General features: G+C 40.6%; 16 protein-coding genes. 8 read left to right on the top strand and 8 right to left on the bottom strand.

All coding sequences use genetic code 11. The annotated features are described in order from the left end of the window. The first annotated feature begins 77 nt into the window (after positions 1-77). On the top strand, positions 78-635 hold the full coding sequence (locus tag IC007_RS05040) for a TATA-box-binding protein (protein ID WP_256202538.1): 558 nt from the start codon (positions 78-80) through the stop codon (positions 633-635). Here IC007_RS05040 and IC007_RS05035 read toward each other — a convergent pair. Beyond that, on the bottom strand, positions 624-1511 hold the full coding sequence (locus IC007_RS05035) for an N-acetylglucosamine kinase (RefSeq protein WP_084739661.1): 888 nt from the start codon (positions 1509-1511) through the stop codon (positions 624-626). The two genes, IC007_RS05040 and IC007_RS05035, sit on opposite strands and share 12 nt — an antisense overlap. Here IC007_RS05035 and IC007_RS05030 point away from each other — a divergent pair. After that, positions 1417-1746 (top strand): DUF5622 domain-containing protein, encoded by a 330-nt coding sequence (locus tag IC007_RS05030; RefSeq protein WP_306308659.1) that lies wholly within the window; start codon positions 1417-1419, stop codon positions 1744-1746. The two genes, IC007_RS05035 and IC007_RS05030, sit on opposite strands and share 95 nt — an antisense overlap. A gap of 20 nt (positions 1747-1766) precedes the next feature. On the opposite strand, the gene IC007_RS05025 is transcribed toward IC007_RS05030, so the two are convergent. After that, the gene (locus IC007_RS05025; RefSeq protein WP_149528452.1) at positions 1767-2816 is read right to left on the bottom strand and encodes a DUF373 family protein; all 1050 of its coding nucleotides are present in this window, start codon (positions 2814-2816) and stop codon (positions 1767-1769) included. Next, on the bottom strand, positions 2788-3714 hold the full coding sequence (locus tag IC007_RS05020) for a coiled-coil protein (RefSeq protein WP_149528451.1): 927 nt from the start codon (positions 3712-3714) through the stop codon (positions 2788-2790). Before IC007_RS05020 ends, IC007_RS05025 begins: the two co-directional genes overlap by 29 nt. Before the next feature lie 266 nt (positions 3715-3980). Here IC007_RS05020 and IC007_RS05015 point away from each other — a divergent pair, with 266 nt between their 5' ends. The 3 genes from IC007_RS05015 to IC007_RS05005 all read left to right on the top strand — a co-directional run bounded on the left by IC007_RS05015 (position 3981) and on the right by IC007_RS05005 (position 5582). Beyond that, on the top strand, positions 3981-4250 hold the full coding sequence (locus IC007_RS05015; protein ID WP_162204980.1) for a PRC-barrel domain-containing protein: 270 nt from the start codon (positions 3981-3983) through the stop codon (positions 4248-4250). Continuing rightward, entirely contained in the window at positions 4247-5122 is an 876-nt protein-coding gene (locus IC007_RS05010) for a transcription initiation factor IIB (protein ID WP_054845542.1), read from the top strand. The genes IC007_RS05015 and IC007_RS05010 overlap by 4 nt, the downstream gene beginning before the upstream one ends. Positions 5123-5207: 85 nt before the next feature. Then, the gene (locus tag IC007_RS05005) at positions 5208-5582 is read left to right on the top strand and encodes a winged helix-turn-helix transcriptional regulator (protein ID WP_054845541.1); all 375 of its coding nucleotides are present in this window, start codon (positions 5208-5210) and stop codon (positions 5580-5582) included. A gap of 23 nt (positions 5583-5605) precedes the next feature. On the opposite strand, the gene IC007_RS05000 is transcribed toward IC007_RS05005, so the two are convergent. Genes IC007_RS05000 through IC007_RS04980 form a run of 5 tightly spaced genes read right to left on the bottom strand, consistent with a single transcriptional unit; the run spans position 5606 to position 10071 of the window. Beyond that, positions 5606-6712: a tRNA (guanine(10)-N(2))-dimethyltransferase gene (locus IC007_RS05000; RefSeq protein ID WP_084739681.1), complete on the bottom strand. Its 1107-nt coding sequence runs from the start codon at positions 6710-6712 to the stop codon at positions 5606-5608. Beyond that, positions 6699-7592, bottom strand: coding sequence for a helix-turn-helix domain-containing protein (locus IC007_RS04995; RefSeq protein ID WP_054845539.1), 894 nt, complete (start codon positions 7590-7592; stop codon positions 6699-6701). The genes IC007_RS05000 and IC007_RS04995 overlap by 14 nt, the downstream gene beginning before the upstream one ends. A gap of 12 nt (positions 7593-7604) precedes the next feature. After that, a complete protein-coding gene (locus tag IC007_RS04990; protein ID WP_054845538.1) occupies positions 7605-8003 on the bottom strand; it encodes a DUF61 family protein in 399 nt (132 codons plus the stop codon). Positions 8004-8005: 2 nt separating this feature from the next. Beyond that, on the bottom strand, positions 8006-8704 hold the full coding sequence (locus IC007_RS04985; RefSeq protein ID WP_054845537.1) for a fibrillarin-like rRNA/tRNA 2'-O-methyltransferase: 699 nt from the start codon (positions 8702-8704) through the stop codon (positions 8006-8008). 50 nt (positions 8705-8754) lie between these two features. Next, on the bottom strand, positions 8755-10071 hold the full coding sequence (locus IC007_RS04980; RefSeq protein WP_054845536.1) for a C/D box methylation guide ribonucleoprotein complex aNOP56 subunit: 1317 nt from the start codon (positions 10069-10071) through the stop codon (positions 8755-8757). Between the two features lie 67 nt (positions 10072-10138). Between IC007_RS04980 and IC007_RS04975 the strand changes: the two genes are divergently transcribed. From IC007_RS04975 to gatE, 3 genes are read left to right on the top strand one after another with little or no spacing between them, the layout of a single operon-like run. Then, positions 10139-10306: a 30S ribosomal protein S30e gene (locus IC007_RS04975; protein ID WP_054845535.1), complete on the top strand. Its 168-nt coding sequence runs from the start codon at positions 10139-10141 to the stop codon at positions 10304-10306. A 50-nt stretch (positions 10307-10356) separates the two neighbouring features. Continuing rightward, positions 10357-11673 (top strand): Glu-tRNA(Gln) amidotransferase subunit GatD, encoded by a 1317-nt coding sequence (gatD, locus tag IC007_RS04970; protein WP_054845534.1) that lies wholly within the window; start codon positions 10357-10359, stop codon positions 11671-11673. Continuing rightward, positions 11666-13534: a Glu-tRNA(Gln) amidotransferase subunit GatE gene (gene gatE, locus IC007_RS04965; RefSeq protein WP_054845732.1), complete on the top strand. Its 1869-nt coding sequence runs from the start codon at positions 11666-11668 to the stop codon at positions 13532-13534. The genes gatD and gatE overlap by 8 nt, the downstream gene beginning before the upstream one ends. Positions 13535-13564: the final 30 nt, after the last annotated feature.

Here is a 13564-nt window from a genome sequence, read left to right as displayed (position 1 = left end):
ATAAAGGTCTATGCTCAATATATAAAAAGGTGGTTATAATAGCAGATTCAAACGTCCAGTACAAAGCCGTAATTAACATAGAGAACATAGTTGCCACTGTCACCTTAGATCAAAACTTAGATCTATACGCAATGGAGAGGAGCATTCCCAACATAGAATATGATCCAGATCAGTTCCCTGGTTTAATATTCAGGCTGGAACAACCCAAGGTAACGTCCTTAATTTTCAAGTCGGGGAAAATGGTGGTAACTGGTGCTAAGAGCACAGACGAATTGATTAAGGCTGTTAAGCGAATAATTAGAACCCTGAGAAGGTATAGCATAAGGATAATTGGAAAACCTAAAATACAGATACAGAACATCGTAGCGTCTGCTAACCTTCATGTGCATGTCAACTTAGATAAGGCTGCATTTCTCCTTGAAAATAATATGTACGAGCCTGAACAGTTCCCTGGTTTAATATTTAGAATGGACGAACCAAAAGTCGTTCTCTTGATATTCAGCAGTGGTAAAATGGTAATAACCGGGGCGAAGAGAGAGGACGAAGTTTACAAGGCGGTGAAAAGGATATTCGAGAAACTTAACGAGCTTGAATGCATAAGTGCAGTAGAAGAGGAAGAAGAGTTAGAATTGTAACAACCTTAAAAGGCCATCGATTATTTCATTACTTTTCTTAATTTTTACATCTATTCTGTATTCTCTGGCTTTCTTTGTAATAAAATCTACGAAACTACTCTCAAAGGTAGCTGATGCTAGAAGTCCTCCGAAATAGTATAGAGAATTCTGCCCAGAAGACTTTAAGGCGGACTTAATAGCTTCCCATTCTTGATTTAGTCCCTTGTAAAGAATATACTTGGCCTGTTCGTCTTTATCTATGCACGAAAACAATTTACTTGAGAATGCAGCTATCTTGTCCTGATTGCACGAGTTTTCATAAAGGAACTTAACAAGTTCGTCCTCATTTCTAAAGCCTGAGTTCAATAACATACAACTTCTCCTCTTCATTCCCTGAAACTGATATAGGATTGCCCTTAAATACTCCCTTCCGAAATAGAAACCTGAGCATGGGTCTCCGACTAACCACCCTCTATCGCCTCTTATTACTCTCCTTTTCCCATCAAAGCAGTAAACTATGCTCCCTGTACCTAAGATCGCGGAACATCCCATGTCCGCATTTGAAAGAAGTACCACGTGGGCGTCATGTTCCACGTTGATTTTGGGTGCATACTTTCTCAGCCTGCTTCTTAGAACCGTTCTGGCCTTACGTAGGTTTTCCTGTACGTCAGTACCAGCTAGGGCTATCGCAATTGCATCGAACCTTCTGCCCCCATAATGTCTTATAACTTCCTCTATCGATTCGACTGATCTCTCCAGTCCTACAGTTGCAACACTCCCTGGAGGGCCTCTGTACTGTGATATGATGCCTCCTCCATCATGTAGAAAAGCCTTTGTTGATGTTCCGCCTGCGTCTATTAGCAAATACATAAAAATTAAAGAGACTTCTTCGATCATAAGTTTGGTTGCTATGCTCAAGCACGATAAAATTATCTATATAGAAGTAAAAAAAGGTACTAATGAAAAAGAAACTAAATTTTATGTGAAAGCTAGATCGTTTAAATCCAAGGACTATAACTCACCTGAGAAGTACATACTCCTTAATTCAAGGAAAGAGAAGCCTCCTAGGAACGCAACAATAGTTAAAGTTGACGACTTACCTCTTGAAGTGAAAGAGAAACTGCTTAAATAGAAATTCAAATTTTATTTCTCTCATGTTTTAGTGATTTTATATCTTTCTACGAAACTAAGTGCTATGTAAGATGAAATTATGACTGCTGAAGATACTACAAGAGTAAATAATGTCTCGGTTCCAAGGAACTGATTCCTTCCTATTTCGTCTAGGAAATCAAAGATAATATAATACATAAATATAGTTGAGACTACTTTGATGAGGTCGTGCCAGACTCTTATGTCTCTGGAGATCGCCTTTGATATGGCTTTTCCGCTAAAGAGAACTACTATAGCGAAAGTGAAGTAAGGTAGCAAAGTACCCAAAACTAAGTCTAAACCTTGACTAAATGTAGAAATCTTCACGCTTTGTATCTCTAGATCTAAGCTCACCACTCCTATTATCGCAGATATTATAGAAATGACCGAAGTTATGACCATGATGACTGAGTTCTCCCACCATTTCTCTATTTCCTCATCTATCCTGAGGCCTCTTATGATCATTGCTACGCCTATAGTAGCCAAAATTACTGGACCTATATAATACGATAGGTTAAGTAGGGAGAAAATTCCAACTAATACGAAAATCAGACCTGGGACGCCGAGGAATATTCTTGAAAATTTTTCTTCAGAAAAAGCTCTTTTCAGGTATCTGCCTATCAACATATAGGTCTCTTCTACCCCTCTGTGTTGCTCTACTATTACTTGTTGAATAGCTGAGACCTTTAACCTCGACTGTACTATCGGGATGGCTTTGGCGTCCTCTGGGCTATCATACACTACTATGGCTTCTGTTGGACGAATCTTCTCTATAACATCGTCTATTTTGGTAGAGAAAGCCAGTTGTGCCTCTAACTCGCTCTTCTTAGAACCCGCTATAAAAACTATTTCTACGTCTTCCCCCTGTTTCTTCAATCGCTTATACGTGTTATAAGCTGCAACCATGGAATTGAAATCAGAGTCGTAGACCATGTACTCCGAGGCAGTTTCTATGGCACTTTTTACTGCATTCTCTCCTATTACAGGAGTTTCTATACCTATCTCTCCTAAATCGTCATCTATGTCAATGTATATTACTATTATCTTTGCCATTGTTCCTATCTACATCCCCGTAAAGTATATAAAGTTCTTCGAACGTAAGTCTCTTCTTTTGCTTTAACTTCTCCTCTACATCCTTCCTCTTCTTCTCTAAGATCTCCTTCTCGTTTTCTCCCATTCTAGTAATGTTCTCTTGTCTAGACTGCTCTGCCATGCGTCTACTCTTAGCATTGTATGAGTCTAGTTCGTTATATTTTTCAGTTATTTGCTGATTAAGTTGTTTTATTGAGTTAGATACTTCGTCCATCTTTTTGTTTATGTCGTCAATTTCCTTCGAGATCTTATCACGCTCCTCTTTCAAAGAGGACAGGATTCTCTTTTTCTCGTTTAGTTCTGCCACAACCTTTGAAATGTCTTCCTTGACAGCGGACAACTCTACCTTTTTTGCTAAGTATTCTGCCCTGCTTACTGTACCTTTCTCTCTAACTTTAACCGTTTTCTTTACTTCTGCTAATTTCTTCTCAAGCTCTGCTATCTTCTGAATTATTCTTTTTTCCTCATCTAAAGGAAGAGAGGAAGTCTCAACTCTCCACTCTAATTCCTTAATTCTTCTTCTCAGGACTTCTGGTCTGAGACCAGGCTGTTGCTGGGTAGAGGATTTCTTGGCCTCATCCAGCTGTTTTCTCATACCCTGAATTTCTTTAAAAACAGAATCTTTCTTTTCTTTCAACTTGTTAAGTTGATCTAATTTTACCTTGAACTCCCCTCTGACTGTTTCTATCTGTGTCCTTAGTTGTTTTACTTTTTCTATAAGTTCGGTTCTCCTGTCTCTTAACGAATCAAATTGTTTCACTAACTTAACTCTTTCTTCTTTTAGCTTTGTTATCTCATCCCTTAGCTGAGATCTCTTGAGGGAAATTTCGTCCTCTTCGGCCTTCGGAAGTGAAGACATGTTATAGGGCATAATTATCCTTCTTTGTATAAATAGCTATTTCTCTAAAATGTGATACATGATGTTTTTATATAACTAGTTAGACCGTTCTCTTGATTGATAGGGGAATTCCACAACTATCATTTAAAAAGAACACTTACTAATAATTCTTCCCATATTCTATGAAACTATCGGAACTCTAACGTAAACTCATTTCTTACACCGACCTAAATAACGTTGGTATTATTTTGTATATATATAAACGTACTTACAGCACAAGAGTAAATGTGACACGTGAAAAGCTTATTGAAACAAATGGTTTGTATAATAAGTTAGAAAGGAACAAATCTATTGTAAAATTAAAGAATAGCTATGATTATACCAGGCTCAATATTATAGGGAAAGCATTAGTAAATGACAAAGGGGATAGGATAGGTAAAATTTTAGATGTAATAGGAAATGTAAGCGAGCCTTACGCATTAGTGCTCCAGGTCAATGAGATTAACCAAGGCGATAGGCTGTATATCGAATTACCTTTGAGGGGGAGGAGAAGATGAAGTGTCCTGTATGCGGAGAAGACTCAGTAATATATGATACAGTCAGGAATCAGGTAGTCTGTGTAAACTGCGGTTACGTTCCAGAAGAGAGAATAGTGGACGTAGGACCGGAGTGGAGGGCTTACAATCAGAAGGACAGAATGAGCAAGGAAAGGACTGGGTCTCCGCTATCAAATAACATACATGACCAAGGGCTAACAACTACCATTGGTGTCTCATATAAAGACAAACGAAAGTCATTATCGTTGAAAAGGACTCAAGATAAGACCAGAGTTTCAAACGGTGACAAGAAACTCGTAACGTTGCTTTCCATATTGAACCAACAAAGCGCCAAAATGGGGCTTCCAGATTACGTTAGGAGCACCGCAGCTACTATAATAAGGAAACTTGTGAAAGAGAAAGCGACCAATAGAATAGATAAAAACGTACTCGTCATCGCTGCTCTTTATTATTCGTGTGAAATAAATAAGATTCCTCAACATCTTCAAGAGTTCAAAGCTAAGTTTTCAGTGGATAGAAATGAATTCTGGAAGGCTCTCAAGAAGATCCAAAATATCAAACAGACGTCTCCTGAACTTAGACCTAAAATAAAACCAAATGAGTACATACCTAAAATAAATAGTTCGCTTAATCTTCCTCAGCCAGTTGCAACTAAGGCGTCACAATTAGTTGAAAAGATGTATGATGAAGGAATGACGAGCGGAAAAGGATACTTGGCTCTAAGCGCTGCAGCAGTTTATCTCATGAGTACATTGATGGACAAGAAGAGAACTCAAAAGGAGATAGCTGATGCATTGAAAATAACCGAAGTTACAATCAGAAACAGATATAAAGATATCATAGGGAACTTTGACATTGAAGTGAAGATATAAAAAGGTGATAAAAAACTTCTCACATTTAACCAAAAGTAAATAAGCCAGAATTGACAAATATTAGTTTTGGGCATAAGTGATTAAGATGGGCTCAGATTTCTCAAATTATGAGGAGCTTGTAAGGATGAAGATAAAGGAGACTGGAGAAAAGGGAATTTCTCAGCAGGAACTTGCCAGAGCTGTAGGTATACCAGCTAGGGATGTAGCAGTCATAGTTAAAAAGTTAATAGAAAGAAAAGTGATTGCTAAGAAGGCAATTAAGGAGAATGGGAAAAACGTAATCAAGTTATTTCCTTTGAGAAACAGTGAAGTGAAATTATACGTTAAGCTAGAGACCGTAAACGAGATACCTTGTATGAGATGTGGCCTTCTTTCCAAATGTGGAGATGGAACACATATCTCCCCTTCTACATGTGGTAAGTTATCCGGTTGGATGCTTACCAATATAGGGGGAGCTTAAGCTAGTCATTTGGTATTAATTCATTACCTTACAAATTTTTTAATACATTCTATTACTTTTTCAAAGCTCAGGTCTGTTTTGATACCTTTAGGGTCGAAATGTGTATAAAATCCAGACGTACACTCAACTATATCGCTAGTTGATGGAACGGCACTCAACCTCAATCTAGACGAGAGTTTATCTAATGAGTAATAGAAAGGTGGGGCTGTAGCTTCAGCTCTCATCTTAGATACTATTTTCTCTGCCTCGCCTTCAAGATGAAGTTGCTGGAGCAAGCTTTTATCTTGAAGTTGGCCTAACCAAAGTGGACCAGCCACGTTCATTTCGCAACCGCAGTAGTCACACCTCCTTAGATCGCACGGGTCTGAGGAGAATTTATGGTAACCGCACCTCTCACACTCTGCAACAAAACCCATCTTCTCAAGAGAATTGTCTGCCTTTGTGGCTCCTTCCTCTACCCTCACGAAGACTCTGAAAAAGTGACCGTGATAGAAACTAAGAACGGGGAAAATCCCTTTCTCCTCTACTGCAGCGTCCTTAGCTATTCTGCCTATAAGTATCCTTATTCCAACCTCCTTGGAGAAGCTCAGCTTCCTTTTGTTTGTTGCTCCATATTTCCTCATACATGCCTTGGGAGAACTACCCTCCAGAGGAGAGAGATCCGTAGCCGTGAAACCTATCAAGCCACGTCTGCCAGTAGACCTCATGGATGCTTGGATGAAAGGAGATGGAGAACCAAAAGGGTCTATATCTATAAACACCCCTCTCTTAACATCTAAGAGAGCATTAGCTTCCATGTTGTAGATTTCATACGAAGGTATGGAGTTCAGCTCAATGTTTTCCTTTATGAGATCGACTGCGTTTTTATCTACATCATTAAATATGATATGTCCTACGCCTGACTCGAGAGCATATCTTATTCCCCTCACACCTGAAGCTGAGAAAGCGTCAATCACGGTCTTGGGAGAAAATACCTTAGCTACAGCGACGCTTATGTCTCGATTCAGTTTCATCCTAGGATTATAAAATACTGGAGACCATGCGGGGTCGAACTTACCGTCAACTGTGTACTCTTTCGGATCAGGTATGTGAAGCACAGCCTTACCTTCCTTTATTTCAATCTTCTTCATCAATGACATCGTCTAGCTCTACATTGGAGGTAGTTTTGAATCCTTCTAGCCTGCTTTCAGCTAAAACCTTGCTAGTTTTAGTCAGTACTACTAGCTCCCCATTTACGTGGAGTGTCAGTTTCTTTGCGTCATAAAATTTCTTGAATGCTTTGTTGCTATCCTTAGGTTCTATTGATATGATCAACCTTTTCTTGTCGGTTGTCGCTATAACGTCAGCAGGTGCGAGTTTCAGGTTTATTACGTTAAATCCTTTCTTCCTCAAAGATATTGATATCTTAGCTTTCGTATTATCATGAGTACTAACGTCGTCATCTTGCAGTTCGTGATGGCAAATCTCATCGAAAACATTCCCTATTATGTCATCACCGAAAATTTCTAGCATTTTCTCAGCCACTTCAACTGTCACATCTGAATCTCCTTTTTCATAATCGTAAATAGCTTGTCTCGACACTCCTAGAGACTTAGCTAGCTCTCCTATGCTTATACCCATTTCCTCCCTTTTTTCCTTCAATAAGTCGTGTTTAATTTTAATGAAAATTCCTCCTCTAGTCTTATAGATATACAATTTTTCTCCTTCTAATGCCCTCTCTAAGGCATACGGGGAGACGCCGTAAACTCTATCTATTCTATTTACTATGTCGTCCTCAGCGTCCTCGGTTACGATCATGGCTGTGGAGTCTGTAGCTGAAGCTATCTTCTTCAGATCCTTAAGTTCATCCTTCCCAGCCCTCTCTGAAGGGACTCTCAGTAAGAACTTTCTATTTCTACCTTCCACTACTATGTCTATCGACCTTCTGTTTGTGTCTGGGTAAGTTATAACGCTAAACTTATAGTCTCTGCTAGCTAATAGTTCTAATATATCTTGAAGGTCAAACGTCAAGGCTGATCTCCTCTATTCTTCATCTAAATGGATTAATGAGTTAGTTAAACTTATAAATATTATAGATTTATACCCCCTTATAAGTTCTTCAACATCTACTGTTGACAAAAAATCTGTTTCTCTTCCTACTAATATTGAAATTGCCTTTTTCTGCCACTCTGAACCAGAAACTAAGTATTCACCTACATTAGTAGTTTTAACAACCAAAAACGGTATTTTTACCATGGACCACATGTAAACCGGTATTTTAGACGATAAAGCAGTTACTTCGCTTTCCTTCATAGTGTGAGGTATACCGTTACCCAATAGAATTGTGTTCTTCCCCTTTACTGCATCTGTTATAGTTACAAACTCCTTAGGAAGGGAATTGAAGATGTCTTTAAAGCCCAGATCAAAAATTTTGTCTATCAAGGCTATCTCTCATACTTGGCTATAAACATAGAATGATCTTTATCGTAAGGATCTAGGTTTATTACCTGCTCTGCAACAAATCCTGCCTTTTCAATCTTCTCCAATTCTGTTTTGTATATTTCCTTGGGATCCTTAGTCACGTCAATGCTTCTCGCTTTTATGGCTAGAAGCATATATCCTTTGTGCTTCAGGAAGAACTCGGCATTATATACCGCTATATCAGTCTGATTCGGTTGGGCTATGTCAACGTATAACACATCAGCGTCCTCTACGAGACTTCTGTAGTTCTGCGGAAACCTTGCGTCAGCAAGTATCGGGAACATGTTAGGTCTCTTCTGGGCAACGAGTATCAACTCCCTTACTACTCTGGGGGAGAACTCAACGCTGTATACCTTACCTTTCTCTTCAATTATATCTGAAATATGACTAGGGGTAGTCCCTGATGCTGCCCCTAGATAAAGCACTTTTATGCCCTTCTTTACAGGGTTCTCCTTCAGACCTTTCATAATTGCCCCTGCTAGCTTACTGCGAAAAGCGTTCCATTCCCTGTATTCAACACCTTGATACTTGACCAACCTCTCCCCGTAAACGTTAGAACCTACTGCCATATTCTTTGTGCAGAGCCTCTCTGAGCCATCATTAAACAGACACTGGAAAACATTTTCCATTTTAGTTTCTTTCACTTCAAACACTTCTGACAATGTAACCACCTATCTTTTTCCATACTTTTACTTTGTTCTTTCCGCCCTTTTTATTTCTCTTTGTTCTTTCCGCCCTTTTTATTTCTCTTCCATTTACCCTTATTTCCTCCTCTGTATTTTTCGTCCTTTCTGCCTTTCTTCCATCTTCCTTTCTCTCCTCCTCTCTTCTCTCTCATCTCTCCCCTTTGTGCCCTTTCCACGTCCTGTTCCTTTGCTGGTCTGGCTGGAGGTTGAGCATATTTCGTTTTTATTTCCTCTATTCTCTTGTTTAGGGACTCAACAAGCTGATTTCCAACGTATCTACCGCTGAACGCGTCTATCCTCGATGCTATGGCGAGCTTCGCAGCTAACGCTCTTGCTATCTTTCCTCTCTGCCATCTGGGAGACATATGAATGCTTTGGTACTGAAATATCACACCGTGTTTAGGTGGTCTACTTCCGCTACGCAAAGCTCTGAATAAGGCTTTTTCTGCGCCTAAAACTTGGATTGTACTTGCGGGCATCTTAGCTAGCTCCTGAAGACTGCCGGCTATGCTCAGAAGCCTTGCTCCTAACGTTGCTCCAACCAACGCGTTGATGTTAGGAGCTACCTCTCCCATAACTTCCTCAAGGTAGTTAGCCAAGTTATCCCTAATCTTGTACTTTTCTAGAATGTTGTCCGAAAGCATCTTTATTGCCTTCAAATCATCATCAGATATATCAGCTCCTATGCTCTTCTTTGCTGCTTCGTATACCTTTGAAGCCTTAGATTCATTAAGTCCTATTTCCTTTAGCCCTTCTAGGGTTATGTTGTCTCTGTACCCTAAAGTGGAGATGATCTTAGAATATTGAAGATGATCTTCTATTAACCTATCTAACTCAGGGAAATGTAAGCTGTACCATTCCCTCAGCCTCTCTGAAAACAGATTAATTGTCTTGTCAATATCGTCTATAGCCCTGATCGCTTGAATCGCTAACAAATCTCTCCTCTGCGACGCACCCCTTAGTTTGCTCCTGGTGTACTCCATTGAAAGCTGATAAAGGAAAGAGTAGACCTCCTCCTCCTTCTCTGCGAACTTGGACTCTAACGCATATTTTACCATGGATTCCCTGAACTCTTTGGCTCCAAGGTGATGAGGCTTAAACGTCGTTCTATATCCCATTCCTTGAAGTTGAGGAATTTCTGCTTCGTTTTCAACTATTACCTCGGAAGGGTTGAGCTTTTTCAGGAGCTCTACTGAAGAGGGGAAGGGAATTCCCTTCTCGTTGTCATTGAGAATTGAAATGATCTTTCCTATATCCTTGGAATTAACCACGAAGTCCTTAAGCTGTCCATTCTCGTCAAAGGCAAACGAGCCTATGGCATGTTCTACTAAGTAAACTTTCATAAAGGTCTATGCTCTAGAAAACTTTTAAGTTTAAATTTTTGATTAGATAAAAGTGGTGTTAAGTTAAATGCCATCTCATGGTTCGTTAACTAAGGCCGGAAAGGTAAGGAGCCAAACTCCTAAAGTAGAAGCGAAAGAAAAGCATAAGGAGTCTCCTAGAATGAGAAACAAAATGGAGTTCACTAAAAGGGCTAATGGGCAACAGCCCTCTAACTCAAACAAGAAAAGGAGGTAACTGGCTTTTCTGAACCAAAGATTTAACTCTCTTTTTATTTATTTATCACCGTGTTAGAAGGTTACAGAGGAAAACTGGCTTCATTCCTAGCCTCTAAAGGGATAGAAATAGGGGATAGGATAAGAATAAAGAAGGATAGCCTTGAAGTAGAAGGGATCCTCTTCCCGAGTTTCTCTAGAGATGAGGACATCATAGTAGTAAAGATGGACAACGGTTACAACGTTGGGCTCAAGGCTACTGGAGCTGATTTGTCTCTTCTATCGAAGAGAAAGGCCGAAGATACCAGAAAACCTCAGAGCACTGGGAGTAAAGGAGAGGTCAAAATAATAAGCACTGGAGGAACGATAGTCTCTAAGGTAGAATATGAGACAGGTGCAGTTAGGCCTGCTTTGTCTACCGATGAGATCTTAGAATACTTGCCGCAGATAAAGGACATTGCAGACATAGATGCTGAGATACTTTTCACAATACTAAGCGAGAACATGAAGCCTGATTACTGGACCAAGATAGCAGAGAAAGTCAAAGAGTCATTAGACAAGGGAGCTAGAGGAGTTGTAATAGCTCACGGTACTGATACAATGAGCTATACTGCTAGCGCCATCGCTTTCTCTTTCTCTGAGATGACGGGACCAGTGGTTTTAGTAGGATCACAGAGAAGCAGTGACAGACCCAGCAGTGATTCTAGCATAAACCTTTACTCGTCAGTCATCTTGGCCAAAGAGTCACCTTTCGCAGAAGTTGCAGTCTTAATGCACGGGGAGAGCTCTGATACATACACAATAGCCCATAGAGGAGTAAAGGTAAGGAAGATGCATACTAGCAGAAGGGACGCTTTCCAAAGTATAAACGACGTTCCTTTAGCTAAAGTAATGTGGACCGAAAATACAGTCAAAATGCTGAGGAAGGACTTCGTTCCAAGAGGTAAAGAGAACAGAATGGACAGCAAGTTTGACCCCAGGGTTTTCTTACTTTACTATTACCCTGGAATGAATCCGTTAATACTGGAAGCGATAAAGGATAAGACAAGGGGAATAGTCTTGGCGGGAACAGGATTAGGGCACACATCAGAGGAATTCGAGACCGTCTTTAGGGAGTTCACTAAAGACGGGATTTTCGTGGGAATGACATCACAGTGCTTGTTTGGCAGGGTTAACATGAACGTTTATACTACGGGCAGAAAGCTACTTGAAGCTGGGGTGGTACCACTGGGAGACATGCTCCCTGAGACTGCATTGGTTAAGCTGATGTGGTCATTAGCCCACGCTGATGACGTTGAAGGGGTGAAGAAGTTAATGTTAACTAACATGGTTGGAGAGTTCAATGATAGGCATAACGAACAGCTATTCCCAAGGTGGTATTATGAGTGATCTAGGTATTAAGATAGGCTTGGAAATTCATCAACAGCTGGAGACCCACAGGAAGTTATTTTGCAGTTGTCCCTCAATCATGAGCGATGAATACAAGGTAACTTTAACGAGAAAGCTCAGACCAGTTACGAGCGAGATGGGAGACGTTGACGTTGCAGCGCTCTTCGAATGGAGAAAGGGGAAGACGTACCTTTACCATGTTCCAGACGCGTCTTCGTGTCTGGTGGAATGCGATGAAGAACCACCTCATGAAATGGATCCAGAGGCTGTAAAAATAGCGCTTGGGATGGCAATATCTCTCCACGCAACTCCAGTAGACGAGATATACGTGATGAGGAAAATTGTCATAGATGGTTCTAACACATCAGGGTTCCAGAGGACTGCGATTGTATCCTTGGGTGGTTTCATAGAGGATAAAGAAGGCAAAGTAGGAATTCAGACCATTGCGGTTGAAGAGGACGCTGCAAGGAAGGTAGAAGAGGGGAAAAACGAAACAGTTTACAACTTGGATAGACTTGGCTTTCCTTTAATAGAGATATCTACAGCTCCAGATATAAAAAGTCCTGAACAGGCAGAGAGGGTAGCTCTCGAAATAGGACAACTGCTCAGAATGACGGGAAAGGTTAAAAGAGGACTCGGAACGATCAGGCAAGACCTTAACGTTTCCATAATGGGGGGCACGAAGGTCGAAATAAAGGGAGTACAGAGGCTTGAGTTGATTTCTACGATAATAGAAAATGAGGTAAGGAGACAGAAGACACTCCTTGATATTAGGCAGGAGCTCAAATCAAGAGGAGTTACTGAAGACATGATAAAGGAGATACAACAAGTTGATCTCACAAACGTCTTCCTTAACACTTCAAGCAAGATAGTCAGGAACGGCATGTCCCGCGGAAAGGTCATAGGCATGAGGCTACCCAGAATGTCGGGGATCATGGGGAGAGATGTAATGCCGGGGAGGAGGTTCGGAACCGAAGTCGCAGACTACGTAAGAGTCTTAGCTGGGCTCGGAGGTCTGTTCCATTCAGATGAGTTACCAAACTACGGAATCACGCTTGACGAAGTAAGTGAGGTGAAGAGAGTCCTAGACGTTAAAGAAGGGGATGGTTTCGTCATCCTAGTCGGTGAGAAAGAGAAGCTCAATATTGCAGTCCAGACTATAAAGGACAGGTTAAACCAAGCCCTTATCGGAGTGCCAAAGGAAACCAGGGGAGCTGAGGAAGACGGAACGACAAGGTTCTTAAGACCACAGCCTGGGTCAGCCAGAATGTACCCTGAGACTGACATTCCTCCGATGAAGGTAGAGGACTTAATGGAACAAGCTAAGCTTTACGTACCTCAACCTCCAGAAGTGAAGCTGAAACACTTCATCGAGATAGGGCTGAACAATGAACTTGCGAACCAGATGTTGAAGAGCCCTAGAATAGACCTCTTCGAATACCTCACCGAGAAATATAACGCCAATCCAGTTTTCGTTGCCACCCTTCTTGAGAACACCCTGAAATACGTGAAAAGCAAAGGAGGAGACATGAACTTGGTAGATGAAGGTGTAATTGAAACTATAGTTAAACACGTGTCGGAAGGTAGGATAAGCAAGGACTCAGTAGCAGATATATTGATAGAGTTCACTACTTCAAATAAGAACCTACAGGACGTAATATCTAAATATACTTCAATTTCAACTGACCAATTGATATCCCTAATTAGACAAGAAGTCGAAAGGAATAGAAAGGAGCTGGTCGAAAAGAAGGATAAGGCTTTCACCATCTTGATGTCAACAGTCATGTCAAAAGTAAGGGGAAAGGCTGACGGTAAAGTAGTAGCAGAATTAATAAGAAAGGAGATTGAGAAGTTACAGTGATGAAGAATTACCCCCGGTCCAGAGGGATGA

The sequence above is a fragment of the Sulfuracidifex tepidarius genome, assembly GCF_008326425.1.
GTDB lineage: Archaea > Thermoproteota > Thermoprotei_A > Sulfolobales > Sulfolobaceae > Sulfuracidifex > Sulfuracidifex tepidarius.
The sequence above is the reverse complement of the archived record's forward strand: the minus strand, read 5'-3'. Positions and strand labels throughout refer to the sequence as shown.

Coding starts and splice junctions, on each gene's coding strand:
- IC007_RS05030 (WP_306308659.1), top strand. CDS start 1,417: ATGATGCCTCCTCCATCATGTAGAAAAGCCTTTGTTGATGTTCCGCCT.
- IC007_RS05035 (WP_084739661.1), bottom strand. CDS start 1,511: ATGATCGAAGAAGTCTCTTTAATTTTTATGTATTTGCTAATAGACGCA.
- IC007_RS05025 (WP_149528452.1), bottom strand. CDS start 2,816: ATGGCAAAGATAATAGTAATATACATTGACATAGATGACGATTTAGGA.
- IC007_RS05020 (WP_149528451.1), bottom strand. CDS start 3,714: ATGTCTTCACTTCCGAAGGCCGAAGAGGACGAAATTTCCCTCAAGAGA.
- IC007_RS05010 (WP_054845542.1), top strand. CDS start 4,247: ATGAAGTGTCCTGTATGCGGAGAAGACTCAGTAATATATGATACAGTC.
- IC007_RS05005 (WP_054845541.1), top strand. CDS start 5,208: ATGGGCTCAGATTTCTCAAATTATGAGGAGCTTGTAAGGATGAAGATA.
- IC007_RS05000 (WP_084739681.1), bottom strand. CDS start 6,712: ATGAAGAAGATTGAAATAAAGGAAGGTAAGGCTGTGCTTCACATACCT.
- IC007_RS04980 (WP_054845536.1), bottom strand. CDS start 10,071: ATGAAAGTTTACTTAGTAGAACATGCCATAGGCTCGTTTGCCTTTGAC.
- IC007_RS04975 (WP_054845535.1), top strand. CDS start 10,139: ATGCCATCTCATGGTTCGTTAACTAAGGCCGGAAAGGTAAGGAGCCAA.
- gatE (WP_054845732.1), top strand. CDS start 11,666: ATGAGTGATCTAGGTATTAAGATAGGCTTGGAAATTCATCAACAGCTG.